The sequence below is a fragment of the Rhodococcus sp. BP-316 genome (genome assembly GCF_019836105.1).
In the GTDB taxonomy this organism is placed as follows: Bacteria; Actinomycetota; Actinomycetes; order Mycobacteriales; family Mycobacteriaceae; genus Rhodococcoides.
In genome coordinates, this window is the sequence record NZ_JABUEE010000006.1 from 271,325 (window position 1) to 295,807 (window position 24,483).

The 24,483-nt window shown below is 67.7% G+C and carries 24 protein-coding genes and 1 tRNA gene; 11 read left to right on the forward strand and 14 right to left on the reverse strand.

What is annotated here, in order from left to right; genetic code table 11:
- Positions 1–217 precede the first annotated feature (217 nt).
- Genes HQ312_RS13940 through nth form a run of 4 tightly spaced genes read right to left on the reverse strand, consistent with a single transcriptional unit; the run spans position 218 to position 3,445 of the window.
- Positions 218–1,408: a MarP family serine protease gene (locus HQ312_RS13940; RefSeq protein WP_027506693.1), complete on the reverse strand. Its 1,191-nt coding sequence runs from the start codon at positions 1,406–1,408 to the stop codon at positions 218–220.
- On the reverse strand, positions 1,405–2,100 hold the full coding sequence (locus HQ312_RS13945) for a CoA pyrophosphatase (protein WP_222638942.1): 696 nt from the start codon (positions 2,098–2,100) through the stop codon (positions 1,405–1,407). Before HQ312_RS13945 ends, HQ312_RS13940 begins: the two co-directional genes overlap by 4 nt.
- Positions 2,097–2,762 (reverse strand): TlpA disulfide reductase family protein, encoded by a 666-nt coding sequence (locus HQ312_RS13950; protein ID WP_222638943.1) that lies wholly within the window; start codon positions 2,760–2,762, stop codon positions 2,097–2,099. Before HQ312_RS13950 ends, HQ312_RS13945 begins: the two co-directional genes overlap by 4 nt.
- A complete protein-coding gene (nth, locus tag HQ312_RS13955) occupies positions 2,759–3,445 on the reverse strand; it encodes an endonuclease III (RefSeq protein WP_081821412.1) in 687 nt (228 codons plus the stop codon). The genes HQ312_RS13950 and nth overlap by 4 nt, the downstream gene beginning before the upstream one ends.
- A gap of 184 nt (positions 3,446–3,629) precedes the next feature.
- Between nth and HQ312_RS13960 the strand changes: the two genes are divergently transcribed.
- Both HQ312_RS13960 and HQ312_RS13965 read left to right on the forward strand, forming a co-directional pair.
- Entirely contained in the window at positions 3,630–3,902 is a 273-nt protein-coding gene (locus HQ312_RS13960) for a hypothetical protein (RefSeq protein WP_027506689.1), read from the forward strand.
- 150 nt (positions 3,903–4,052) lie between these two features.
- Positions 4,053–4,727, forward strand: coding sequence for a Crp/Fnr family transcriptional regulator (locus HQ312_RS13965; protein WP_027506688.1), 675 nt, complete (start codon positions 4,053–4,055; stop codon positions 4,725–4,727).
- On the opposite strand, the gene HQ312_RS13970 is transcribed toward HQ312_RS13965, so the two are convergent.
- The gene (locus tag HQ312_RS13970; protein ID WP_222638944.1) at positions 4,724–5,524 is read right to left on the reverse strand and encodes an MBL fold metallo-hydrolase; all 801 of its coding nucleotides are present in this window, start codon (positions 5,522–5,524) and stop codon (positions 4,724–4,726) included. The genes HQ312_RS13965 and HQ312_RS13970 overlap by 4 nt on opposite strands.
- Positions 5,525–5,586: 62 nt before the next feature.
- On the opposite strand from HQ312_RS13970, the gene HQ312_RS13975 reads away from it, so the two are divergent.
- On the forward strand, positions 5,587–6,471 hold the full coding sequence (locus HQ312_RS13975) for a Gfo/Idh/MocA family protein (RefSeq protein WP_222638945.1): 885 nt from the start codon (positions 5,587–5,589) through the stop codon (positions 6,469–6,471).
- Positions 6,472–6,481: 10 nt separating this feature from the next.
- On the opposite strand, the gene HQ312_RS13980 is transcribed toward HQ312_RS13975, so the two are convergent.
- Positions 6,482–6,943 carry a RidA family protein gene (locus HQ312_RS13980; RefSeq protein ID WP_222638946.1) on the reverse strand — a complete coding sequence of 154 codons (462 nt, stop codon included), beginning with the start codon at positions 6,941–6,943 and terminating at the stop codon, positions 6,482–6,484.
- A 1-nt stretch (position 6,944) separates the two neighbouring features.
- Positions 6,945–7,109, reverse strand: a complete 165-nt coding sequence (locus tag HQ312_RS13985; RefSeq protein ID WP_197027831.1) for a hypothetical protein — start codon at positions 7,107–7,109, stop codon at positions 6,945–6,947.
- Positions 7,110–7,150: 41 nt separating this feature from the next.
- On the opposite strand from HQ312_RS13985, the gene HQ312_RS13990 reads away from it, so the two are divergent.
- Together HQ312_RS13990 and HQ312_RS13995 are read left to right on the forward strand one after the other, a co-directional pair.
- Positions 7,151–8,197: an ArsA-related P-loop ATPase gene (locus HQ312_RS13990; RefSeq protein ID WP_307109624.1), complete on the forward strand. Its 1,047-nt coding sequence runs from the start codon at positions 7,151–7,153 to the stop codon at positions 8,195–8,197.
- Positions 8,194–9,318, forward strand: a complete 1,125-nt coding sequence (locus HQ312_RS13995; RefSeq protein ID WP_027506684.1) for an ArsA family ATPase — start codon at positions 8,194–8,196, stop codon at positions 9,316–9,318. Before HQ312_RS13990 ends, HQ312_RS13995 begins: the two co-directional genes overlap by 4 nt.
- A gap of 10 nt (positions 9,319–9,328) precedes the next feature.
- Here HQ312_RS13995 and HQ312_RS14000 read toward each other — a convergent pair whose 3' ends face one another.
- The 3 genes from HQ312_RS14000 to HQ312_RS14010 all read right to left on the reverse strand — a co-directional run bounded on the left by HQ312_RS14000 (position 9,329) and on the right by HQ312_RS14010 (position 11,565).
- On the reverse strand, positions 9,329–9,988 hold the full coding sequence (locus tag HQ312_RS14000) for a S1 family peptidase (protein WP_222638947.1): 660 nt from the start codon (positions 9,986–9,988) through the stop codon (positions 9,329–9,331).
- A gap of 8 nt (positions 9,989–9,996) precedes the next feature.
- Positions 9,997–10,665, reverse strand: a complete 669-nt coding sequence (locus HQ312_RS14005) for a hypothetical protein (RefSeq protein ID WP_056443346.1) — start codon at positions 10,663–10,665, stop codon at positions 9,997–9,999.
- Between the two features lie 576 nt (positions 10,666–11,241).
- Positions 11,242–11,565, reverse strand: a complete 324-nt coding sequence (locus HQ312_RS14010) for a WhiB family transcriptional regulator (RefSeq protein ID WP_027506681.1) — start codon at positions 11,563–11,565, stop codon at positions 11,242–11,244.
- A 285-nt stretch (positions 11,566–11,850) separates the two neighbouring features.
- On the opposite strand from HQ312_RS14010, the gene HQ312_RS14015 reads away from it, so the two are divergent.
- Entirely contained in the window at positions 11,851–14,220 is a 2,370-nt protein-coding gene (locus HQ312_RS14015; protein WP_027506680.1) for a transglycosylase domain-containing protein, read from the forward strand.
- 30 nt (positions 14,221–14,250) lie between these two features.
- On the opposite strand, the gene HQ312_RS14020 is transcribed toward HQ312_RS14015, so the two are convergent.
- Positions 14,251–14,724, reverse strand: a complete 474-nt coding sequence (locus HQ312_RS14020) for a GatB/YqeY domain-containing protein (RefSeq protein WP_027506679.1) — start codon at positions 14,722–14,724, stop codon at positions 14,251–14,253.
- Positions 14,725–14,799: 75 nt separating this feature from the next.
- On the opposite strand from HQ312_RS14020, the gene HQ312_RS14025 reads away from it, so the two are divergent.
- Together HQ312_RS14025 and HQ312_RS14030 are read left to right on the forward strand one after the other, a co-directional pair.
- Positions 14,800–15,765, forward strand: coding sequence for a metallophosphoesterase (locus tag HQ312_RS14025; protein ID WP_051613580.1), 966 nt, complete (start codon positions 14,800–14,802; stop codon positions 15,763–15,765).
- A gap of 36 nt (positions 15,766–15,801) precedes the next feature.
- Positions 15,802–15,875 (forward strand) — tRNA-Pro (locus tag HQ312_RS14030).
- 74 nt (positions 15,876–15,949) lie between these two features.
- Here the strand turns inward: HQ312_RS14030 and HQ312_RS14035 are convergent.
- Positions 15,950–17,560, reverse strand: coding sequence for an MFS transporter (locus tag HQ312_RS14035; protein WP_222638948.1), 1,611 nt, complete (start codon positions 17,558–17,560; stop codon positions 15,950–15,952).
- Positions 17,561–17,655: 95 nt separating this feature from the next.
- Here HQ312_RS14035 and HQ312_RS14040 point away from each other — a divergent pair, with 95 nt between their 5' ends.
- The gene (locus HQ312_RS14040) at positions 17,656–18,354 is read left to right on the forward strand and encodes a TetR/AcrR family transcriptional regulator (protein ID WP_222638949.1); all 699 of its coding nucleotides are present in this window, start codon (positions 17,656–17,658) and stop codon (positions 18,352–18,354) included.
- Between the two features lie 23 nt (positions 18,355–18,377).
- Here HQ312_RS14040 and HQ312_RS14045 read toward each other — a convergent pair whose 3' ends face one another.
- A complete protein-coding gene (locus HQ312_RS14045; protein ID WP_222638950.1) occupies positions 18,378–19,784 on the reverse strand; it encodes an FAD-dependent oxidoreductase in 1,407 nt (468 codons plus the stop codon).
- 114 nt (positions 19,785–19,898) lie between these two features.
- Here HQ312_RS14045 and HQ312_RS14050 point away from each other — a divergent pair, with 114 nt between their 5' ends.
- Complete coding sequence (locus HQ312_RS14050) at positions 19,899–22,412, forward strand: molybdopterin-dependent oxidoreductase (RefSeq protein WP_042575296.1); 2,514 nt, start codon at positions 19,899–19,901, stop codon at positions 22,410–22,412.
- Between the two features lie 122 nt (positions 22,413–22,534).
- Positions 22,535–23,008: a tautomerase family protein gene (locus HQ312_RS14055; protein ID WP_222638951.1), complete on the forward strand. Its 474-nt coding sequence runs from the start codon at positions 22,535–22,537 to the stop codon at positions 23,006–23,008.
- A gap of 79 nt (positions 23,009–23,087) precedes the next feature.
- Here HQ312_RS14055 and HQ312_RS14060 read toward each other — a convergent pair whose 3' ends face one another.
- Positions 23,088–24,302 carry an oxygenase MpaB family protein gene (locus HQ312_RS14060; RefSeq protein WP_222638952.1) on the reverse strand — a complete coding sequence of 405 codons (1,215 nt, stop codon included), beginning with the start codon at positions 24,300–24,302 and terminating at the stop codon, positions 23,088–23,090.
- Between the last annotated feature and the right edge of the window lie 181 nt (positions 24,303–24,483).

The following is a 24,483-nucleotide window of genomic DNA, read 5'->3' on the forward strand; positions in this document are numbered from 1 at the left end:
GACCGTCGGATGATTCCCCGGGAACCGTCGGACCAATCGGACACACGTCGCGCGCCCCTCGAACAACCCGTGTCGTGATCGCCACGTCACGGCGTCGACGTACCCCCATCGATGCTCCCCCCGTCGAGCCGGGGACGCGGAGTACGTCGTCTCCTCGCCACCTTCGTGATCACGGTACGCGGTGCGGGCGCTCCTCGGCGTGACAGCGGATGCATCCTCACCCGACGCAGGATCCCGTACCGGCAGGTTGCCCGTTCTGCAGCCCCGTTGCCACCTCGTCGGCGACTTCTGCTGCGGTCAACACGAATCCGGTATCGGAGTTGTCGACGGCGGCGCCGAAGACGACGCCGAGAACCGTGCCGTCGGTGGCCACCAGCGGTCCGCCGGAATTGCCCTGACGGATCGATCCGCGCACGGTGTAGACCTCCCGGTCCACCGTCCCGGTGCGGTAGATGTTCGGCCCGGTGAGGTTCAGTGTCTCGCGCACCCGCGCGGACGATGCCGTGTACGGGCCACCGCCGGGATACCCCAGCACCACCGCGTCGGTTCCCGATTCCGCGCGCCCCGTCGCGAACGGCAGGACGTCGGCGGTCAGATCCGGCACGTTCAGCACCGCGATGTCGACGGCGGGATCGAACAGGACGACCTCCGCGTCGAGCGGGCCGTCCACGGTGTCGACGGCCACCGACGAGGTGCCGGCGACGACGTGCGCGTTGGTGATGACACGGCCCGGCCCGATGACGAAACCGGAGCCCTCGAGCGCCTTCTGGCAGCTCTCGGCGATACCGCGGATCCGCAGCACGCTGTCCTGGAGGTCCGCCGCGATCGGCGACGCCAGCACGCTGGGATCCGGCGGACCGACCTCGGCCACGGGAGTGCGGCCGAAGGGTCCGATGACGTCGGGGAGACCCGACGTGTCGAGCAGAGCCGAGAACTCGTTGGGGATCTCGCGGACCCACTCGGGCGCCACATCGTCCACGGCGCCGAGGATCGACGATCCGCGCACGGCCGCGGCGATCTGCGGTTGCGACGCCGCGGTGAGCGGGACGGCCAGCAACCAGGCCGCGACGAGCACGGCCACCGCCTGCAGACCGGCACCGATGACGCTGTCCACCGAGCGCGCCGCCGGGCTGTGGATCCCGCTGCGCAACGCTCGTCCCAACACCATGCCCGCGATCTCGCCGACGATCACCATGACGACGATGAGGGCGACGCCGACGAGCACGCGCATCCGCCCTTCCTCGACGTGGTCGAGGACGCGCGGTGCGAGCAGGATGCCGGCGACGGCACCGAGGACGACACCGAAGAAGGCGAAGGCGGACGCGACCGCGCCCTGCCGCCACCCCGACGACGCGGCGAGCAACGCCACCAGTGCCACACCGATGTCGAGCCAGGTCGATCCCGTCACGGGTGCAACTCCTCACCGACGGCGGCGAGCGACGTCTCGAGGTCCCGGACGTCCTCGGTGTCCCAGGGGGCACCCCAGCCCGCCGTCTCGAGGACGCCGGACAGCACTCCGGCCGTGAAACCCCACACGAGCATTCCTCCCACTGCGAACGCCGGGCCCCGATAACCGAGGGGGTGGCGCACCACGAATCTGTTGACCGGATCGAGAAGATCGGTGAGCGGCACGGCGACGACACGCTCCGTCTCGGCGGTGTCCACGACGGACACCTCGCTCGGGACGCGCCAGTACGCGATCACCGGTGTCACCTCGAAGCCCGACGGGGGCACGAAGATGGAGTCGAGCACCGTGAGCGGCTCCACGCCGTCCGGGTCCACCCCGGTCTCCTCCTGCGCCTCCCGCAGAGCGGTGCCGACGGGTCCGTCGTCGCCGGGATCGGCTGCGCCGCCGGGAAAGGCGACCTGACCGCGATGTTGCCGCAGCGAGGACGCGCGTTGGGTCAGGAGCACCGTGGCGTCGGTGGGCAACTCCGCCGCGTCGGGCCGCCCGCCGAAGAGCACCAGCACCGCGGCCGGTCTGCCCGTCGCCCCGTCCGGTGCGTGGCGGGCGATCACCGGGTTGCTCGCGTCGTCGCGCACGGTGTGCACGGCGGCCAGACGGGACAGCCACGGCGGCGTGCCCGCGTGATCCGTCACGCCGAGACTCCGAGGTGGGTGCGCACGGCGTCCGCGATCTCGTCGACGGAGCGGAACGGCTGCGGGAGAACCGCGGCGACGGATCCGTCGGCGGCGAGCAGCACGCTGACGGGCAACACGGCCGGAGCTCCGACGGCAGCGGCGACGGCAGCGGACGGATCCTGCACGCCGGGTAGTCGGACGCCGTAGTCGGCCAGTCGGGTCAGGGCGTTGCCCTGGCGGGGATCCTCGTGCACCGTCACCACGGTAACGGCACCGCCCGCACGCTCGGCGTACTGCTGCAGATACGGCAGTTCCTCCGCGCACGGGCCGCACCAGTAGGCCCACAGGTTGAGCAGAGTCGGTGTGCCGGCGACGGCCGCACCGAGATCGACCGGCGCTCCGTCGGCCAGGCAGGTGGTGCGCAGACCCGCCAGTGGGCCGGCGGGCGCCGGGGCGCCGGCCGGCGGCACGGGGCACGCGGCGAGCGCGGCCTCGGTGCGCAAGGGGGCCAGCTCCGTGTCCGTCGCGTCGTCGGTGGGCGCCGCGCCGAAAGTGTCGCGGTAGTCGGCGAAACTCGCCGGTCCCGTCGGATCGTCCCCGCGCGGCCAGATGGCGACGATGAGGGCGACGACCACCACGAGCGCGGCCAGGCTCCACCTCGCCGCGGACGACCTGCTCACGTCTCGATGCCGGCCAGGGCGAGGATGTGGTCCGTCTCCGGCCCCTTCACCAATGCCGCGGCCTTGACGGGGTCGGTCGGCCCCAGCCCGTACGACGGGCAGTCCTTCGCCAGCAGGCAGACACCGCACGCCGGCGTCCGCGAATGGCACACGCGGCGGCCGTGGAAGATCACGCGGTGGGACAGGATCGTCCACTCCTTGCGCGGGATCAGCGCACCGATGGCGTGCTCGACCTTGACCGGATCCTCCTCCTCGGTCCAGGCCCAGCGGCGGACGAGTCGGCCGAAGTGGGTGTCGACGGTGATGCCGGGAATGTCGAACGCATTGCCGAGGACCACGTTGGCCGTCTTGCGCCCGATACCGGGCAGCGTCACCAGCTCCTTCAGCGAGGCGGGAACCTCACCGTCGTACCGCTCGAGGAGCTCGCGGCCCAGCCCGATGAGGGAGTTGGCCTTGTTGCGGTAGAAGCCGGTGGACCGGATGTACTCCTCGAGCTCCGTCCGGTCGGCCTCCGCGTAGTCGCGCGCCGACCGGTACTTCGCGAAGAGTGCCGGCGTGGTCTCGTTGACCCTCTTGTCGGTGCACTGCGCGGAGAGGATGGTGGCCACCGCGAGCTCGAGCGGGGTGGTGAAGTCCAACTCGCAGTAGACGTGCGGAAAGACCACGCCGAGGTCGCGATTCATCCGGCGTGCCCGGCGCGTGAGCGCGAGGGCGGACTCGTCTCGTTTGCCCACGTGAGAGGGACCGGCGGCTGATTTCTGCACGCCACGACTCTACGGAACGCCCCCGACAGCACGCTCCGGTCGTGTCCGCACCGGTGACCCCGCCGTGTTCTTTTCGAGACGTCGACAGTGTTTACTCCTCGGTATGCAAGCACTCGCTGTGGTTCTGTTCCCGGTCTTGCTGATGCTGTTCGCCCTCGCCATGGAGCGCTTCGAGGCGCGGCTGAACCGCGCAGGAGTCCGCGAGCAGGAGGTTCAGGAATTCCTGGACGCCGCCAGTTCCGCCGAGGTCGCCACCCTGGCCGCGGAAGGCTTCCCGAACGCCCTCGCACGGTTCCGCACCCGACGTCGCCGCGGTGGCGACGTCATGGAGGAGGACGTCGCTCTTCTCGACGACAGGGCACGCCGCGCCAGCTGAGCACCCGCCGACACGGCCCCCGGTCCGACGCCGACGCGTCGAGGGTGGCTGTGATCACTCCTGTGGCCGCCCGGCGACGTAGACTCCGACCGGACACATGAAGACGACACATTCGTAGATCTGCCGATCTTTCAGGGCAAGGGAGTACACGTGGACGAGGTACTGGCACGAGCCGGCATCTTCCAGGGGGTCGAGCCGTCTGCGGTGTCGGCGCTGACCAAGCAGCTGCAACCGGTCGATTTCCCGCGTGGCCACGTGGTCTTCAACGAGGGTGAGCCCGGCGATCGGCTGTACATCATCGTCAGCGGCAAGGTGAAGCTCGGCCGCCGCTCCCCCGACGGTCGCGAGAACCTCCTGACCATCATGGGTCCGTCCGACATGTTCGGTGAGCTCTCGATCTTCGATCCCGGCCCCCGCACCTCCACCGCCACCACGGTCACCGAGGTGCGCGCGGTGAGCATGGATCGCGACGCCCTGAAGGCCTGGATCGATCAGCGCCCCGAGATCGCCGAGCAGCTGCTCCGGGTGCTCGCCCGCCGGTTGCGTCGTACCAACAACAGCCTGGCCGACCTCATCTTCACCGATGTTCCCGGCCGCGTCGCCAAGGCACTGCTGCAGCTCGCACAGCGTTTCGGCACCCAGGAGGCCGGCTCGCTGCGCGTCGTCCACGACCTCACGCAGGAGGAGATCGCTCAGCTCGTCGGCGCCTCTCGCGAGACCGTGAACAAGGCGCTCGCCGACTTCGCGCACCGCGGCTGGCTCCGCCTCGAGGGCAAGAGCGTGCTCATCTCCGACTCCGAGCGACTCGCCCGGCGCGCACGCTAACCGCGCAGATACGTCAGCTGGGCCTTGACCGACATCCGCGCCGCGGGCCACAGCTTCTTGTCGACGTCCGCGTAGACGTGACGCACCACCTTCAGAGGGGTGGCGTCGGGTCCGAGGACTTCGAGCGCTGCCCGCACCTGGTCGAGTCTCTGTTCGCGATGGGCCCGGTAGGCGCGGGCGAGCACCGCGGTGTCGGGCTGGTCCGGCCCGTGGCCGGGCAGCGCGACGCGTCCCTCACCGAGTTGCTCCAGTCGGTCGAGTGAGGCCAGGTAGTCACCGAGATCCCCGTCCTTCCCGTCCAGGACGGTCGATCCGGCACCGAGGATGGTGTCCCCGGTCAGCACCGCGTCGTCGAGGACCAGGCTGACGGAATCGGCGGTGTGGCCCGGTGTCGCCGCGACGGTGAGTTCCACCCCGGCGGCCGCGATCACCTCGCCGTCCACCAGCGGCGCGGCGTCACCTCGGAGGTACGTGGACGTGACCGCGCGCACCGGCGCGGACGTCGACCGGTGCAGTCGGGCGATACCGCCGGTGTGATCGTGATGGCGGTGGGTGATCAGGATCAGCGCGACGCGTCCCTGCGCCGCGATGCGGTCGACGTGCGACCGGGAGCGCGGGCCCGGATCGACCACGATGCACTGCTCGTGCCCCGGGGCTCGCAGAATCCACGTGTTCGTGCCGTCCAGCGTCATCTTCCCGGGGTTCTCGGCCAGGAGGACGGACGCGGTCGACGTCACGCGCCGCAGCCGTCCGTACGCGGGGTGCTTCTCCGATGCCGTGGGATCCTTCTCCGCCATGCGACCACTGTGCCAGCCGACGCAGGTTCGGTGCAGACCGGGACAGAACCTAGGCTCGCACCATGAGAATCGGTCTGATCGGTGCCGGACCCTGGGCTCGTCAGGCCGCGGCACCCGCACTCACCGCGCATCCCGACATCGAGTTCGCCGGCATCTGGGCCCGCCGTCCCGACGCCGCGGCACAGACGGCTCCCGAGGTCCCGTACGTCGACGACGTCGATGCACTGATCGACTCCGTCGACGCCGTCGCGTTCGCGGTACCCCCCGAGGTGCAGTTCGATCTCGCCCGTCGGGCGGCTGCCGCGGGTCGACATGTGTTGTTGGACAAGCCGATCGCCGGTTCTGCGGCGGATGCGGCCACTCTCGTGGCCGCGATCGACGAGGCCGGGGTCTCGTCGATGGTCACGCTGACGCGTCGCTTCGCACCCGAGACCCGAGCATTCCTCGACGCCGTGCGCGACACGGAGGTCGCGACCGTGACGGCGACCTGGCTGTCCGGCGCCCTGCTCGGCGGCGAGTACGCCGGCTCGACGTGGCGGCAGGAGGGCGGCGCCCTCATGGACGTCGGCCCGCACGTTCTCGATCTCGCGATGGAGGTGCTCGGACCGGTCGAGTCCGTGGCGTGGGCGAGGCGTGACAACGCGTCCGACACGTGGTCGCTGGCTCTGCAGCACGGGAGCACCGCCGGAATCTGGACGAGCCTGGTGACGCTGTCCATGCGGACGCCGGTGCGCCCGTCGGTGCTGCGGGTCGGCGCGAGCGGACCGGGCGGCCTGGTCCAGTTGTCGGACCGCACCACGCCACCCGACCGGTGTTATGCGGTACTGCTCGACGAGTTCCTGGAGTCTGTCCGGACCGGCACCCGCCACGAGTGCTCGGCACATCGCGGACTCGCTCTGCAGCGCGTCATCGAGCAGTGCCGGACCCTCGTGGCGAGCGGTCGGTGACGCGCACCCGTCAGGCGGGTGCGACCTCGACGATCATCTCCACCTCGACGGCTGCGCCCAGAGGCAGCTCGGCGACTCCGACAGCCGACCGAGCGTGGATACCGGCGTTGCCGAACAGCTCCCCGAGCAGGTTCGACGCACCGTTGATCACGCCGGGCTGACCGGTGAATCCCGGTGCCGACGCGACGAATCCGACGACCTTGACGATGCGGACCACGGAGTCGATGCCGACCAGCGCGTCGATCGCGGCCAGTGCGTTCAACGCACAGACGCGGGCGGCGGCGGTCGCGTCTGCGGCCGACACCTCGGCCCCGACCTTGCCGGTGGCGGTCAGCGCGCCGTCCACCATGGGCAGCTGACCCGAGGTGAAGACGTGATCTCCCGACCGCACCGCGGGAACGTAGGACGCGACCGGCGGCACGACGGGCGGAAGGGTCAGCCCGAGCTCGGCGAGCTTCTCCGTCACACCCATGTCAGCTCTTCGGGCGCTTGAAGTAGGCGACCAGGTTCTCGCCGGTGGGGCCGGGCATGACCGTGACCAGCTCCCAGCCGTCGGCACCGAAGTTGTCGAGGATGGCCTTGGTGTTGTGGATCAGCAGGGGTGCGGTGAAGTATTCCCACGTCGTCGATGCGCTCATGGCAGGAGCCTATAGCGCACCGGGTCAGTAAGGTCGAGGACGTGTCGGAGACAGCAGGTGCGACGTCGCACCCCACCGGATCGTCCCCCCAGGCGGAGCGAGGATGGCCGCCCGAAGCGGACCGCGCTCGACTGCACTTCGTCTCGGGCAAGGGTGGGACGGGCAAGAGCACCGTCGCCGCCGCGCTCGCCCTGGCCCTCGCCGCAGGTGGGCGCAAGGTTCTACTGGTCGAGGTCGAGGGACGCCAGGGCATCGCCCAGCTCTTCGACGTCCCCCCGCTGAGCCCGGTGGACACCAAGGTGGCCTCCGCCGACGGCGGTGGTGAGGTGTACGCGCTGGCCATCGACATCGAGACCGCGTTCCTCGAGTACCTCGACATGTTCTACAACCTCGGCTTCGCCGGCCGGGCGATGCGGCGGGTGGGAGCCATCGAGTTCGCCACCACCATCGCCCCCGGTCTGCGCGACGTACTCCTCACCGGCAAGGTGAAGGAGCGTGCGGTCCGCACCGAGAAGAACGGTCGGCTGCTCTACGACGAGATCGTCGTCGACTCGCCGCCGACGGGGCGGATCGGGAGCTTCCTGGATGTGACGACGGCGATGCGCGACCTCGCCAAGACCGGCCCGGTGCGATCGCAGAGCGAGGGTGTGGTGAAGCTGCTCCACTCCGAGCAGACACTGGTGCACCTGGTGACGCTGCTCGAGGCGCTGCCGGTGCAGGAGACCGCCGATGCTGCTGCGGAACTCGCAGCGGCCGATCTCCGACTGGGCACCGTGGTCGTCAACCGCACCGAGGAGTCGTTCCTTCCGGCGGAGGCGCTCGCCGAGGCGGCCTCCGGGAACCTCGACGCCGCCGCGATCGAGAAGAAACTCGCCGATGCCGGAATCACGCTGTCGGAGGACGACTTCGCCGGCCTGCTGACCGAGTCCATCGAGCACGCGTCGAGGCTCGCGGCCCAGCGCGAGAGCGAACAGCGTCTCGGTGACCTCGCGGTGCCGCGCCTGACGCTCCCGGCTCTGGCCGACGGCATGGACCTCGGCGGACTGTACGAGCTCGCCCACCACCTCACGGAACAGGGAGTGCGATGAGCACCGTTCCCACTCTCGACATCGGGTCCATCCTGACCGATCCGTCGTCGCGGATCGTCGTGTGCTGCGGCTCCGGCGGTGTCGGCAAGACCACCACCGCGGCGTCGATGGCGTTGCGGGCAGCCGAGAACGGGCGCCGGGTAGTCGTGCTGACGATCGATCCCGCACGGCGCCTGGCCCAGGCTCTCGGCGTCGGCGAGCTGGACAACACTCCGCAGCCGGTCGCCCTCGGGCCCGGCGCCACCGGCGAACTGCACGCGATGATGCTCAACATGCGTCGGACGTTCGACGAGATGGTGATGGAGCACTCGACGCCGGAGAAGGCCCGGCAGATCCTGAACAATTCCTTCTATCAGACTGTGGCGTCGTCCTTCTCGGGGACGCAGGAGTACATGGCGATGGAGAAGCTGGGGCAGCTCGCCGCCAGCGGTGACTGGGATCTCGTGGTCGTGGACACGCCGCCGTCGCGCAACGCGCTGGACTTCCTCGACGCCCCACAGCGTCTGGGGTCGTTCCTCGACGGTCGCATGATCAAGCTGCTGATGGCCCCGGGTCGCGGGCTGGGCCGAGTGGTCACCGGCGCCGTGGGTCTCGCGATGCGCGGCGTCTCGTCCATCGTCGGCAGCCAGATGCTCTCCGACGCTTCCGCTTTCGTGCAGTCGCTGGACTCGATGTTCGGTGGCTTCCGCGAACGTGCGCGCCACACGTACGACCTGCTGCGTCAGGACGGAACCCATTTCGTCGTCGTCGCGGCCGCGGAGCCCGACGCGCTGCGGGAGGCATCCTTCTTCGTCACCCGCCTGTCCGAGGACGGCATGCCGTTGGCTGGACTGGTGCTCAACCGCACGCACCCGACGCTGAGTTCGCTGCCGTCCGACCACGCCGTCACGGCCGCCGACCAGTTGGACGCCGAAGGCACCCCCGATGCCGCTCTGGCCGCGGGAGTGCTTCGCGTGCACGCGCATCGGGCCGTCACCGCGAAGCGCGAGATCGGACTGCTGCGTCGTTTCACCGCCGCTCACCCCCGTGTTCCCGTCGTGGGGGTGCCCTCGCTGCCGTTCGAGGTGTCCGATCTCGACGCACTGCGTGCCGTCGCCGATCAGCTGACCGGCACCGCCTGAGCCTCTGCGCTCAGGCGGTGAGCCGCAGGCCCGCGCCGGGGCCGCCGCTCTCGTCGATCGCACGCAGGATCGACACCAGGTCGGTGACGACGGCGGGGCCGATGCAGGGTGCCACGAGGTAGGCGTTCACCATGCCGACCACGGACGTTCCCCGCACCACCGGCGCACCGGAGTCACCGGCGTTCACGCACACCTGAGCGAACACCTGCTGGGAGTTCAGGACGTCACCGTAGGAGACTCCGCACGTCGCACCGGTCGTACGACCCTGCTTGCACACGGTCTCGGCCAGCCGTGCGGGATCCCCGACAGCCGTGATGGTGGCGCTGCCGACGGAGGCCACCGGGGCCACCCGCTCCGCGTCGAACTCGATGATCGCCGTGTCGTACGCGGGCAGAACCGCGACGACGGAGCCCACATCTCCTGCGGCGGAATCGCTCTCGCTCGCCACGGTGTCGCCGACCCGCCCGCAGTGACCTGCGGTGAGCCCGATGGTGCGCCCGGCGGTGTCCGCACCGATCACGGTGAGACTGCACAGGGTCTCTCGTCCGTCCTGCGTCAGGACCAGCCCGGAACCCCCGCCCAGCTCCACGCGCTCGGCGGCGGAGGCCTGAGCCCCGCCGCCGAGAACGAGCGAGCAGAGGACGGCGAGACCGACCAGAAGTACTCGCATCGGTGTGACTACTTCTTCACTGCGGGCGGCGCCTCGAGCAGCGTGACGAACTGCTGCGCATTGGCCACGGCGGAACCGAGACCACCGATGGCGGTACCGGCGAGCGATCCACCGGCGCCGAGCAGCAGGGCGCCACCGATGCATCCGGCGATCGGGCCCGCACCGAAGAGGAGCGCGACGGGAGCGGAGACGACGCCGGCCGCGGCCGCACCGAGGAGGCAGCCGCCGACGAGACCGGTTGCGGCACCGAGGAATCCACCGACCGTGGCGGTGAGCGACAGGTTGTCCTTGACGCCGGCGACCGCGGCGGGCAGGTCCACCTGGTTCAGGCCCGGAATGTCGTAGACCGGCGCGGCGGGCGCAGCGGCGTCGACCGCGAGGGTCGCGGTGTTGCCCTCGACCTGAGCGGACACGGGATGCGCCAGTCCGTCGACGGCGAGAGCCAGCGGCACCGAATCGACGACGACACCCGAGTCGTCGCGGATGACCAGGTGGTTGTTCTCGTTGCTCAGGGTTCCCGAGTCGGTGGTCACGAGCAGCCCGGTGCCCGCGGCCACGGCGTTCCAGTGCACCTCGGGAGCAGCGGCGGGTGCCGGATCGGCGTACGCGGTCGCGGAGGCGGTGCCCAGCGACACGATCGTCATCGCGGCGACAACCGCGATCTTGTTCATCTTCATGCCCGTCGAGTCCTTTTCGCAGTGGGAGCGAATCCGCGCTGATCGTCGGATCCGTCAAGCGGCGAGTGCCGAGCAGGATTCAACGGTCACGGTGAGACGGTGTCAATCGACGTGCGAGACAACGGAAAGCGAACCGCGAGGGACGGGCCGACACACGGACCGGGCGCGGCCGGGGCACCGAACGCCGGGTCCGATTCGGTGCCGGGCACGACCGGCGCGGCGGCAGGCGAGCGGGCGCCCCCACGGTCCGCGTCGACGACGGCGCAGGTCAGAGCGTGGAAAGCCTTCCCGCGCGGGCGCGGCAGCCGAGCGACCGTGCGTCACGCTTCTTCCGATACGACCGATTCCGTTGTGACGCACACAGACTCGATGGAGGTCCGATTCGTCCGCGCTGTCGCGTGTGGTCGATCGACACGGGCGGGCGTGACAGACACCCCGCGCCCCGGACGGGTCCCGACGCGTCGTCGGGCGTTCACGAAGAGTTCATGCGGTGCGACGAGAGATCTCCCACCGCGAATCGGACATCGCGGTGGGAGATCACAGGAACCGTGGCCGGTCGCCCGGCGGCGGCGTGGGTCAGACGGCCGACTGGTGGTGACGCTGGGTCTCGAAGAACTCGGCCCAGGAGTCCACCTCGGGGTGCTGCTTGATCAGGGCCCGGCGCTGACGCTCGGTCATGCCGCCCCAGACGCCGAACTCGACACGGTTGTCGAGGGCGTCCGCTCCGCACTGCATGAGCACAGGGCAGTGACGGCAGATCGTTGCGGCCTTGCGCTGTGCGGCGCCGCGGACGAACAGTTGATCGGGATCCACTCCCCGGCATCGCGCCTGCGATACCCATGCGATGCGCGCTTCGGCTTCCCCGATGTCGAGCGCTGCATTCGGCGTTCCTGTGTGCATTAGTTGACCCCTTACCGTCGGCGAACACCGTTTCCCTGGCGTTCCGGGCGTCCCACCCGCCGACGCAGCTCACGCTGCACAGCGAACTGAGGAGCACCCCACTAACTGATGTGATTGTTATCTGAATCACATCGTGTCCATCAATGTAGGGGAAAGGCCGCGCGGGAAGCAAGGTGGGGGATCACTTTTCTGGTACGCCCGTGCGATCGGTCACATCGGAGCAGGTCAGCCGTCCACATGTCCGGTACGGGCTGTGTCCCGGAGGAGCCACGTACTCTGTTGTTCGTGCCGATCGCCAAGACTGTCGCCAAACTCGCCGGGTGCTCCGCCCTGGCCGGCGCGCTGCTCGCCGGAGTCATGTTCCCGCTCGCCGGCGGGTTCGGATTCGCGTCCAACCGCGCCGCCGACACCGTGGACAACGTCTCCGCGGAACTCGTCGAGGGAACGGTGCCCGCCGTGTCCACGATGGTGGACTCCGCGGGCAACCCCATCGCGTGGCTCTACGAGCAACGACGCTTCGAGGTGCCGAGCGACCGCATCTCGAACGAGATGAAGCTCGCCATCGTCTCCATCGAGGACCGCCGGTTCGCCGAGCACGAGGGCGTCGACTGGCAGGGCACGGTGCGCGCCTTCCTGACCAACACCACCAGCGGACAGGTGGAGCAGGGCGCGTCCACCCTCGACCAGCAGTACGTGAAGAACTACCAACTGCTCGTCGTCGCCAAGACGGACGCCGAACGCCGCGCCGCCATCGAGACCACTCCCGCGCGTAAGATCCGCGAGATCCGCATGGCGCTGACGCTGGACAAGCAGCTGACCAAGGACGAGATCCTCACGCGCTACCTCAACCTGGTGCCGTTCGGTAACTCGTCCTACGGCATCCAGGACGCGGCACAGACGTACTTCGGCATCGACGCGAGCCAGCTGAGCCTGACGCAGGCGGCGATGCTCGCGGGCATGGTGCAGTCCAGCTCCGCCCTCAACCCGTACACCAACTACGACGGCGTGATGGCGCGACGGAACACCGTTCTCGACACGATGATCCAGAACATCCCGGACCGCGCGGCGGAGATCGAGGCCGCCAAGGCCGAGCCGCTGGGCGTGCTGCCGGAGCCCAACCAGTTGCCGCGCGGCTGCATCGCCGCCGGTGATCGTGGCTTCTTCTGTGACTACGCGCTGCAGTACCTGGCCGACGCCGGCATCAGCAAGGACCAGGTGGACAAGGGCGGTTACCTGATCAAGACCACTCTCGACCCGGCCGTGCAGTCCTCCACGAGCGCCGCCCTGTCCGGGAACAGCAGCCCGGATCTCGACGGTGTAGCGACGGTCATGAACGTCATCGCGCCGGGGCAGGACTCGCACCGCATCCTCGCGATGGGGTCGTCACGGCGCTACGGCCTGAACGGCGACGCCAACGAGACCGTCCAGCCGCAGCCGTACTCCCTGGTGGGCAGCGGTGCCGGGTCGATCTTCAAGATCTTCACCACCGCCGCCGCGATGGAGAAGGGCCTCGGCACGTCCGCGGTCCTGCAGGTGCCCAACCGCGTCGAGGTCAAGGGACTCGGCGACGGCGGTGCGCGCGGGTGCCCTCCCTCGACGTACTGCGTGACCAACGCCGGCAACTACCCGCAGTCACTCTCGGTGACCGACGCGCTGGCACAGTCCCCCAACACCGCCTTCGTGAAGCTGATCGAGTCGGTCGGCGTCACCCCGACGGTCGACATGGCCGTCCGCCTGGGTCTGCGCTCGTACACGCTGCCCGGCACAGCCGGCCAGGGCACCGACCAGAGCCTCGCCGACTACCAGAAGGAGGCGAACCTCGGCTCCTTCACGCTCGGACCGACCTACGTCAATCCGCTGGAACTGTCCAACGTGGCCGCGACCCTCGCGTCCGGCGGCAAGTGGTGCCCGCCCAACCCGATCGACAGCGTCTTCGATCGCAGCGGCAAGCAGATCCCCGTCACGCAGCAGGCGTGCGAGCAGGTCGTGGAGCCGGGACTGGCGAACACACTGGCCAACGCGATGAGCAAGGACGATCAGCCCGGCGGCACGTCGGCGTCCGCCGCGAGCTCGGTGGGCTGGTCGTTGCCGATGTCCGGCAAGACCGGCACCACGGAATCGCACCGGTCCTCGGGATTCCTCGGATTCACGAACCGGTACGCGGCCGCCGCCTACACCTACGGCGATTCCCCGACTCCCAGCGAGATCTGCTCGTTCCCGCTGCGCCCGTGTGGTTCGGGCAACCTGTTCGGCGGTAACGAGCCTGCACGGACCTGGTACGACGCGATGGATCCGGTGGCCACGAACTTCGGCGACGTCGGACTCCCGGCCGTCGACCAGAAGTACGTGCGCGGATCGGCCAACGGCCAGGTTCCCGACGTCACGGGCCTGACGCAGAACTCCGCGACCTCGCAGTTGCAGGCCGCAGGGTTCCGCGTGCAGGTGGCGACCACCGCGTCGTCGGAGGGTCGGGGCACCGTGGTCAGCACGTCACCCTCGGGTTCCGCCATTCCGGGATCGACGGTCACGATCTACATCAGCGACGGGTCCGTCCGGGCGGCACCGGCGGCACCCGCGCCGGGGATCCAGCTCCCGGCGTTGCCGCCCGGGGTCACCCTGCCGGCGATCCCCGGGCTGACGGCACCGCCGCGCTAGCTGCGGCAGTGCCGTGCGGCGGCGAGTGCCCTACAGCCGAGCCTTGACCGCGGCCGAGATGCGGGAGCCGTCGGCCTTGCCGGCGGCGATCGCCGTGGCGGCCTTCATGACCTGTCCCATCTGTCGCATCGCCGGGCGCTCACCGAGTTCCTCGGCCACCTGCGCGATGGCCGTGTCGGCGACGTCGGCCAGTTCGGCGTCGGTCAGCGGCGTCGGCAGGTACTCGTCGATGATCTGCGCCTCGGCACGCTCGGTGGCGGCGAGTTCACCGCGCCCGTTCTGGGTGTAGATCTCGGCGGACTCGCCGCGCTTCTTCGATTCCTTGGCCAGCACGCGCAGCACGTCCTCGTCGGTGAGCTCGTGTGCTTCCTTACCCGACACCTTCTCGGTCTGTACCGCCGACAGCAGCATTCGCAGAGTCGCCGTCCGGAGCTTGTCCTTCGCCTTCATCGATGTCGTCAGATCCGCCCGCAGGCGCTTTTCCATGTCACAGTTCTCGGCCATGTCGGAAACGGTACTGTCGATGAGGTGTCCGGTACATCAGCGTTCCCCCGTCGCTCGGCGCACTCGCTTCCGAGTCTGCAGTCGGCCGCGCGTTCTCTCGCCACTCCCGGAGGGATCGCGGCTCTCGCCGCGGGATCGGCGGCGGTGGGGTTGACCTACGCCACGGCCATCGAGCGGAACGCCTTCGCGCTGCGGGAGACCACCATGCCGGTGCTCGCCCCGGGGTCGTCGACGCTGCGTGTCCTGCACATCAGCGACCTGCACATGATGCCGGACCAGAAACTCAAGCAGAACTGGGTGCGTGAGCTCGATCGGCTCGAACCCGATCTCGTCGTGAACACCGGCGACAACCTGTCCCACCAGCGGTCGGTGCCGGCCGTGGTGCAGTCGCTCGGGTCGCTCCTCGGTCGGCCAGGGCTGTTCGTGTTCGGCTCGAACGACTACTTCGCGCCCGTGCCCAAGAACCCCCTGAAGTACTTCTCGAAGAATCACAAGAAGGTGTTCGGGAACCCGCTGCCGTGGCAGGACCTGCGGGCGGCCTTCACCGAGCGCGGGTGGATGGACGTCACCCACGTCCGCCGCGAGCTCGAGGTGTCCGGCGTCCGGATCGCGACGGCCGGGGTGGACGATCCGCACCTGAAGCGTGATCGCTACGACACCATCGCCGGCGCGCCGAACCCCATCGCCGACGTGAGCATCGGCATCACCCACTCTCCCGAACCGCGCGTGCTCGATCGCTTCGCGGCGGACGGATACGACCTGGTGCTCGCGGGACACACCCACGGCGGCCAACTGTGCCTCCCGTTCTACGGCGCACTGGTGACCAACTGCGAGCTCGACCGCTCTCGCGTCAAGGGACCCTCGCGCTGGGGTGCCCACACCCGACTGCACGTCTCGGCCGGACTCGGGACGTCGCCGTATGCGCCGTACCGCTTCTGCTGCCGTCCCGAGGCAACCCTGATCACCCTCGTTCCGGCGAAGCGTCCGCCCAGGACCTCACCCGAACAGGGCGTTTCGCGTTCCGAAGCCATGGTGCGATAGAGTTGCAGAGCTGCCCTGACGGGGAGTGAACGGCCACGGGGTGTGGCGCAGCTTGGTAGCGCGCTTCGTTCGGGACGAAGAGGTCGTGGGTTCGAATCCCGCCACCCCGACTCGTGGTTGAGACACGAAAGAAAGCCCCGACCGGGGAAACCTGGTCGGGGCTTTCGTGCTTCTGCGCAGCGGTTCAGCGAGCGCTGCCCCGAGCGACCGTGCTCTCCGTCGCGTCGTCCGGACCGGGTAGTTCGGCATCGATGTCATCGTGCGCGACGGGATGGGCAGGCAGAAAAATGAGGGTGAGAACGGCAGCAGCGGCAGTCACGCCTCCCGCGACCATGCATCCGAGCGACATTCCGTCGACGAAGCCCACCCTTGCGACCTCTGTCAGTCGTGCGCCTACATCGGCACCGGCCTGACCGAACAGTTCCGCCGCCCTGTCGGCAGCGAAGAGTGCCGCGCCGACCGATTCGCTCGCGGGCTCCCGCAGCGGCTCGGGAAAGGATCCGACATCGAGATGATCGCGATACGCGGACAGTGCGACCGATCCGATCACCGCGACGCCGAGGGTGCCGCCGAGCTCACGCGTGGCGTCGTTGACCGCCGACCCCATGCCGGCCTTGTCCGGTGACACCACACCCATGATCGCTTCGGTTGCCGGCGTGCCGGTCAGTCCGATGCCGCCACCCAACAGGAGCATCTGAAGCAGGATGACCCAGTAGTCGGCGTCGGCAGAGAGAGTCGACGCCCACACGAATGCGACGCTGAGAGAGAACAATCCGAAAGCGACGACCACTTTCGTGCCGATTGCGACAGCGATCCGAGGCCCGACGAGCGCTGCCACCGCGATCGAGCCCGCGACCGGCAGGATTCGGACGCCGGTCTCCAGAGCGCCGTACCCGCGCACGAACTGGAAGTACTGGGTGACCAGGAAGATGAAGCCGAACAGGGCGAAGAATCCGCCGGTGACCGCTCCACTTGCGGCGGTGAACCGCATGTTCGCGAACAACCTGATATCGAGCATGGGATGGTCGCTCCGGATCTCGTGGATGACGAACACCGTCGACACCACCGCAGCCACCACGAAGCCGATCACGGTAGGTGGCGAGCCCCATCCGCGGTCGGGTGCCTCGATGATCGAGTACACGAGCGTGCCGAGTGCGACGGTCGACAGTACGAGGCCGACGTAGTCGAGCGGCGGCGTAGCGGGGTCGCGCGACTCGGGGATGAAGCGCGCGGCGAAGAACAGCGTGAACGCCGCAGCTATGCCGTTGAAGACGAGAATCGATCCCCACCAGAAGTGCTCGATCAGGGCACCACCGACGACCGGACCGGTGGCCACCGCAAGGCCGGTGGCCGCTCCCCACAACCCGAGAGCTTTCACCCGTTCGGTCCGATCGGTGAACACGTTGGCGAGGATCGACAGCGTTACCGGATAAACCAGTGCAGCGGCGACACCGGCGAGTGTGCGCCAGGCGACGAGTACGCCGGGGCTGCCGCTGAGCGCTCCGCCTGCGGATGCCGCGACGAAGATGACGAGTCCGAGCAGCAGGAGCCGACGACGACCGAATCGATCGCTGAGCGATCCACCCGCCAGCACCAGCGCGGCGAACGCAAGATTGAACGCGTCGACGATCCAGAGCAGGTCCCGGGTGCTGGCCCCCAGCTCCCTGACCAGGGTCGGCAAAGCAATGTTGACGACGGTCGTCGACACGTTGACCACGAATACCGCTAGACAGAGCGTCGCGAGGACGGCCGACTTGTTGACGGAGCGCGTCGGGTACGGGCGGGTGAGGGGCATAATGAAGTTATAGCAGACACTGTCTGCCGCGCACCCTGCAACGGTCCCCTGTGCCGTCGGCGGGATGTCCCGCCGCAATGTGAAACGATCGACTCATGGCATCCGCTCACACGTCCCTCGTCGGGAGCGTCGACGACGAACCCGTCCGCGAGCGGCTCATCCGCTCGGCGATGGAGTTGCTGGCCGATGCCGGTCCGAGCGAGTTGAAGGTGCGGACGATCACCGATCGCGCCGGCGTCTCGACGATCACCATCTATCACCACTTCGGCGGATTGCAGGAACTGTTGCGGGAGGTCGTCATCCGCGGATACGCCGACCTTCGTACATCGCTGCTCGCCGCATCAGCGGCACGAATGAACCCGGGCGCACGGTTGTTCGCAATGGCACTGACCACCCACGAGGTTGCCCGACGCAACGCCCATCTCTACGACATGATGTTCGGCCTGTCCACGCGAGGCACGTACCGATACGTCGCATCGACGGATCGGATGTCGAGCGAAGGGTTCGGGCCCGCATATGCCGTCCTGGCCGCGACATGCGAAGACCTGGCTCGCACAGGGGTGTCGCCGATCGCCGGAGAGCAGATGGCGGCAGAACTGTGGAGTCTCGTGCACGGTTTCGTCACGCTCGAAATCAGCGGGCAGTTCGCGGATTTCACAGATCCCGTGGCCACGATCTTGCAACCGATGGCGGTCAACCACTTCGTCGGGATGGGATACCCCCGCGATCTCTCCGTGGCCGGCGCGAAGCAAGCCGTGCGATGGTGGAAGCGACGACAGCAGTCACAACCCTAGCGAGCATCCGGCGTGGTCGACCGTCACGAACGTCGGCGGGCGGACACTTTGTCGGGTTCGGCGGCGGCGAGCATGTCGTCACGCTCGACGACCTTGATGCGTTCGCGGCCCTCGGCCCGGCCCAGTGAACGTTCGTGTTCGTCGAGTCGGTGCCAGCCGTCCCAGGTGGTGAACTGCACGTCGCGCGATTCCAGGAGCTCGAGAACGGCGGATTCCTGCGGTGTGTCCGGGGTGTTCAGCGACTCGGCCCTCATGTCGTCGAGAATGCACTCGACGGTCTCGTTGGCGTCGCCCTTGGTGTGCCCGATCAGGCCGATGGGTCCGCGCTTGACCCAGCCCGTCGTGTAGAGCCCGGTCAGGTGGGCGCCCTCGTCGACGACCCGTCCGGCCTCGTTGGGGATGACCCCGGCCAGGGTGTCGAACGGGATTCCCGGCAGATCGTCCGACAGATACCCGACCGCGCGATAGACCGCACCGACCTCCCAGTCGGTGAACGCGCCGGTCGGCGTCACGTTGCCGCTCCCGTCCAGTCGGGTGCGTTCGGTGCGCAGACCGATGACCTTGCCGTCGGCGCCGAGGATCTCCACGGGTGATTCGAAGAAGTGCAGAAACAGCTTGTGCGGACGGTCACCGGGTTCGCGGATCGCGTAGTTCTCGATGATCGTGGCAACCTGATCGGTGATCTTGGAGGCGCGTCGCGCGACCGCGGACCCCTCGTCGTACTCGATGTCCTCGGGGTCGACGATCACCTCGATCGTCGGGGAGTGGTCCAGCTCTTTCAACTCGAGCGGCGTGAACTTGGCCTGGGCCGGGCCGCGACGCCCGAACACGTGCACCTCGACGGCTCTGTTGGCCGCGAGCCCGTCGTAGACGTTCGGCGGGATCTCCGTGGGCAGCAGCTCGTCGGCGGTCTTGGCGAGCACCCGCGCGACGTCCAACGCCACATTGCCGACGCCGATGACGGCAACCTTCTCCGCCCCCAGAGGCCAGGTACGAGAGAAGTCGGGGTGTCCGTCGTACCAGGCCACGAACTGCGCGGCACCGAAGGATCCGTCGAGATCGATGCCGGGGACGTCCATCGCGCGGTCCTCGGTTGCACCGGTGGAGAAGATCACCGCGTCGTACAGCGACCGGAGATCATCCACGGTGATGTCGGTGCCGAAGTCGACGTTGCCCAGCAGTCGGACCTGCGGCTTGTCGAGGACCTTGTGCAGGGCGGTGATGATGCCCTTGATGCGCGGGTGATCCGGTGCCACGCCGTAGCGAATCAATCCGAACGGCGCGGGCATCCGCTCGAACAGATCGATCGACACGCCACGCTCCGAGGCCGTGTCGGACTTCATCAGCGCGTCCGCAGCATAGATCCCGGCCGGTCCCGCTCCCACGATGGCGACTCGGAGGGGACGCAAATTTATAATGAGGTTATGCATCTGGTCATCGTACCCATCGTCCGCACGTCTTGTCGGTCGGATCTCCGATCGGATCCCCCCGTACATGACTTTGTTATGTACGATCGCTCACACGACGCGAAGGGATCACCCGACATGACGCAGGACGCGACACCAGCCGACTGGCAGAAGACCGCATGCATTCTGTGCGAGTGCAATTGTGGCATCGAGGTACTGCTCGAGGGCCGGGCGCTGACCAAGATCCGAGGCGACAAGGACCATCCCAACTCACAGGGATACAGCTGCGAGAAGCCGCTACGCCTCGATCGCTATCAGAACGGCGCTCACCGGATCGACAGCCCGCTGCGCCGACGTCCCGACGGCACGTTCGAGGAGATCAGTTGGGACACAGCCCTCGACGAGATCGCCGCTCGCCTGGCTGCCGTGCGGGACGAACACGGCGGTGAGCGAATCTTCTTCTACGGTGGCGGTGGTCAGGGCAACCACCTCGGTGGCGGATACGGCCGCGCGCTGTTCAACGGCGTGGGCGGCAAGTACATGTCGAACGCCCTCGGCCAGGAGAAGACCAGCGAAGCGTACGTCGACAAGCACCTGTACGGCGCCCACACGGCGGGCGACTTCGAGAACTCCGAAGTTGCCGTGTTCATCGGCAAGAACCCGTGGCAGTCGCACGGCATGGCCCGGGCCCGACCCACCTTGAAGGAATTGGCGCGGGACCCCGACCGGGCGATCATCGTGATCGATCCCCGGAAGAGCGAGACCGCAGCGATGGCGGACCATCACCTGCAGATCAAGCCCGGGACCGACGTCTGGTGTCTCGGCGCCCTAGACGCCACCCTCGTACAGGAAAACCTGATCGCGTCGGAGTGGCTGAACACCCATGCGGTCGGGGTCGACGAAGTTCTGCAGCTGTTCCGCGACATCGACATCACCGACTACGCCCGACGATGCGGCGTGCCCGAGGACGACATTCGTGCAGCCGCCCGCCGCATCGCGCGAGCGAAGAGTGTCGCCACGTACGAGGATCTGGGTATCCAGCAGTCCCCCAACAGCACCGTATGCTCTTATCTGCAGAAGATGCTCTGGGTGTTGACCGGCAACTTCGCCAAGCCCGGCGGCATGCACATCCACTCGTGGATCTTTCCGCTCGCAGGGCCGTGGTTCCCCATCGAACGGGACGAGCCGGTGCGGTTCTCCGGGGCGCGACGCGCTGTCGGACTCCAGTCGATGCGTCACGGCGCTGCCGCGATGCGCGCGGTCTTCTCTCGCCTCGACGGGCATGCGACCTCCGGGAAGGTGGCCGAGAACGTTGCCCGATCCGCGTTGCACTTCTTCTTCCCGTCGGTGTCGGTGGCAGCGGCCGATCCGATAGCACGACTCGCCGGCAACGTGGACCGTGATGCCGGAGTGACCCCGGTGACCGGCGCGCGCATCATGGCCGGCTTGATCCCGGCCAACTCCATCGCGGACGAGATTCTGACCGATCACCCGGATCGGTTTCGTGCGATGTTCATCGAATCGTCGAATCCCTTGCATTCGTTGGCCGATTCGGAGCGCTTCCGGCAGGCGATGCGCAGCCTCGACCTCACCGTCGTCATCGATGTCGCCCTGACCGAGACCGCCAGGGCTGCGGACTACGTGCTGCCAGCAGCCAGTCAGTTCGAGAAGTACGAGGCGTCACTGTTCACTTTGCACTTCCCGCACAACACCTTTCAGATGCGTCACCCCTTGATGCCGCCGATGCCGGGCACCCGATCGGAGCCGGAGATCTACGCCGCTCTGATGGACAGGCTCGACCTCGTGGATCCGGGCATCATCGCGTCGTTGACGGCGTCCGCGCGGGTGGGTCGATCCGCCTACAGCCTCGCGCTGTTCTCGACGATCGAGCAGAAGCCCGAACTCGCCGGAATCGTGCCGTACCTCGTCTACCGCACATTGGGCGCAACATTCGCTCCGGGAGACGAGGCACAATCACTCGTCTGGAGTTTTGCCCATCTCGCAGCCATTGCACAGCCCGACGCGGTACGGCGGGCTGGGTTCACCCACGACGGTGAAGGACAGGGCGAAAAGCTGTTCGAAGCGATCCGTGATCGCCGCGAGGGCGTGATCTTCACCGAGGATCGCTACTCCGACGCCTGGTCCTACATTCGCCACGAGGACAAGAAGATCCACGTCGCGATCCCGGAGCTCATGGACGAGCTACGCCTGCTCGACGCCGAGGAACCGTGCTACACCAGCGAGGAGTTTCCGTTCATCCTGTCGGCGGGTGAGCGACGGGCATTCACTGCGAACGTCATCATTCGCGACCCCGAGTGGCGTCGACGCGACAAAGATGGGGCGCTGCGCATGAGCCCGCAGGACGCCGCTGATCTCGCTGTCGATACAGGTGATGTCGTGCGTCTGATCACCGAGACGGGCATCGCGACAACGACGGTGGAGATCAGCGACATGATGCAACCCGGACACGTGTCGTTGCCCAACGGCATGGGTGTCTCCTACCCGGGAGAGAACGGAGACACCGTGGTCGGGGTGCCGCTCAACACGCTGACCACGGTCACGCGACGTGACAAGTTCTTCGGAAATCCGTGGCACAAGAATGTCCCGGTACGCATCGAACTCGTGGACTCGAGCGTGACAGCCGACAGCTGAAAATACGCACCACGGCGAGATCAGCCCGGAGGATCGACAACCACCGAACTCGCCCGCGAGGGGGCGGGCGAGTTCGGTGTGCGAGTCGCACCTTGGAATCGAACCGACCCACAGGAGAAAGCATGCCGCTCTGGAACATCAGGACCGCGAAGAATGTGTACACCGCCGACGACAAGAAGGCGTTCGCCGACAGCATCACGTCGTTCTACCTGGACGTCGTCGGGTTGCCGAAGTTCTACACCAGCGTCGTCTTCCATGAATTCGATCCCGAGAACTTCTTCCTCGGGGGTGAACCGACAGACGATTTCGTCCTGATCGAGGTGGTTCATGTCGCCCGCAACATGCACGAGCTGTCCGAGAAGCTCGGCACGACGATGACCGAGGACGACCTGTATTCGTTGATGCGAGAGAGCTTCGCCGGGATCGTCCGACCGTTCGTCGACGATCGTGGGCTGCGCTGGGAGACAGCGGTTGTGGAAGGACTCTTCAAGAGCTGGATGATCGACGGCATGACACCACCGCCGCCGTTCTCGGACGCGGAGAAGACGTGGGCGCGGCAGAACAAGCCGTCGCCGTACGACACAGCGTCGGCCTGACTCTCGGACCGGACATCGACGGCGACGTCGTCGGCATCCTGCGTGCGCTGCTGCGCCGCGATGGATGCCGACGACGTCGTCACTCGTCGGTCGGTCGTCCCGCCACCGCCGTTCCGCGATAGTCGGCTCGGACGCCGTCGAGTCCGCGTTCCAGCGAACTCTCCAACAGTCGGAATCCGCCCTCTTCGGCGATACGGCGCACTCCCGGGAGCCTCGTCACCGAACTCACTGCTCGTAGCGCGCCCGCCCCCAGTCGCACCACCGCCTCCGCCGTGGGCCGTGGCTCGAGGCCCAACGCGTCCCGAGCATCGCCACCGGGGAACGTGGCTATCATCGACGGTTGCAGAACCTGCCGCGCCACCGCGTGGTTCAGCCATGTCGACTTTCCGAAAGCGGCCATCGATGCTGTGCCCTCGACAACGTCGCGCATCAAGGTCTTCGTCTTGTCACTCTCACTGAACAGGGTGTCGTGGATTCGCATCTGGATCGCCATCTCCTCGGCGTGGTCTCGCCCGAGCAGCTGATTGTTCGCACCCTCGATGCGCGACACCCAGCGCCACATCAGCGCGAAGCCGTCGCGTTCGTCGGGGGTCACCTTTCCCCCGAAATACTCCATGATGTTGACCCGGTACTGCCCGAAGATGTACGTCGCACCGGCAGTGGCCATCTGGCTGATCGGCGTTCCCGATTCGTATCGGGGCCACCTCGCGCTGCGATGGATTCCCAGCCGGATCATGGTGTGCATGAACCTGATTCGTATCCACATGATCCACCGATCGCCACCCGGCAACATCCCGTCCACGTCGAGTGCTCCGACGAAACCGGTTGCCGTCTCCCAGAAACGGCGTCGGAAATCGCCTCCGCCGGCCAGGCGACCGGTCGACGACATCACCTCCGCGGTGGCCGGATCCAGGTAGGTCATGGGCAAGGCCCCGTGGATCCCGAACAACATGCCCAGCGGATTGCGGCGTCCCATCCGCGCACCCATCCTGAGGGAATCGACATCGAGCCAGCTCGGAATGGCCTCGACGTCGGCGAAGAAGGCGGTGGCCTCCGAATTGCCCCCTCGTTCGAGTTCTCTGGCGTTCGCGTAGATGTCGCCACCCATCAGTTTGCGTTCGCGCATCACGTGGATCAGCGCCTCGCACAGCGGGTCACCCACGTGATTCCACGACCTGTAGTCGATGTCCCCGGGTGCGAGATACGATTCCGCGCCCGGGATACTCGCCAACGCGATCAGCGCGTCGACGCTCGGACCGTGCGGGGCGAACTCACTGCGTGTTTCGCTGAACATGTGGCGCCTTCCGTCGAGGAACGACCGAGCACTCCGAGCACGCGCCTCGACCCGAGCGAGATGCATGACCGGTGATCGAGGCGTGGTGCACGAGCCGTCGCGAGGTACAGAACCTCGTTATAGATAGTTCTATCACGTCCGCTCGAGGTCGGCACAGAGGCGACGTCGACGATGCCGGAAC

Coding starts and splice junctions, on each gene's coding strand:
- HQ312_RS14035 (WP_222638948.1), bottom strand. CDS start 17,560: ATGCCCCTCACCCGCCCGTACCCGACGCGCTCCGTCAACAAGTCGGCC.
- HQ312_RS14020 (WP_027506679.1), bottom strand. CDS start 14,724: ATGGCCGAGAACTGTGACATGGAAAAGCGCCTGCGGGCGGATCTGACG.
- HQ312_RS14010 (WP_027506681.1), bottom strand. CDS start 11,565: ATGCACACAGGAACGCCGAATGCAGCGCTCGACATCGGGGAAGCCGAA.
- HQ312_RS13960 (WP_027506689.1), top strand. CDS start 3,630: ATGCAAGCACTCGCTGTGGTTCTGTTCCCGGTCTTGCTGATGCTGTTC.
- HQ312_RS13985 (WP_197027831.1), bottom strand. CDS start 7,109: ATGAGCGCATCGACGACGTGGGAATACTTCACCGCACCCCTGCTGATC.
- HQ312_RS14005 (WP_056443346.1), bottom strand. CDS start 10,665: ATGAAGATGAACAAGATCGCGGTTGTCGCCGCGATGACGATCGTGTCG.
- HQ312_RS13995 (WP_027506684.1), top strand. CDS start 8,194: ATGAGCACCGTTCCCACTCTCGACATCGGGTCCATCCTGACCGATCCG.
- HQ312_RS14040 (WP_222638949.1), top strand. CDS start 17,656: ATGGCATCCGCTCACACGTCCCTCGTCGGGAGCGTCGACGACGAACCC.
- HQ312_RS14060 (WP_222638952.1), bottom strand. CDS start 24,302: ATGTTCAGCGAAACACGCAGTGAGTTCGCCCCGCACGGTCCGAGCGTC.
- nth (WP_081821412.1), bottom strand. CDS start 3,445: ATGAATCGCGACCTCGGCGTGGTCTTTCCGCACGTCTACTGCGAGTTG.
- HQ312_RS14000 (WP_222638947.1), bottom strand. CDS start 9,988: ATGCGAGTACTTCTGGTCGGTCTCGCCGTCCTCTGCTCGCTCGTTCTC.
- HQ312_RS14045 (WP_222638950.1), bottom strand. CDS start 19,784: ATGCATAACCTCATTATAAATTTGCGTCCCCTCCGAGTCGCCATCGTG.
- HQ312_RS14050 (WP_042575296.1), top strand. CDS start 19,899: ATGACGCAGGACGCGACACCAGCCGACTGGCAGAAGACCGCATGCATT.
- HQ312_RS13975 (WP_222638945.1), top strand. CDS start 5,587: ATGAGAATCGGTCTGATCGGTGCCGGACCCTGGGCTCGTCAGGCCGCG.
- HQ312_RS13980 (WP_222638946.1), bottom strand. CDS start 6,943: ATGGGTGTGACGGAGAAGCTCGCCGAGCTCGGGCTGACCCTTCCGCCC.
- HQ312_RS14055 (WP_222638951.1), top strand. CDS start 22,535: ATGCCGCTCTGGAACATCAGGACCGCGAAGAATGTGTACACCGCCGAC.
- HQ312_RS13970 (WP_222638944.1), bottom strand. CDS start 5,524: ATGGCGGAGAAGGATCCCACGGCATCGGAGAAGCACCCCGCGTACGGA.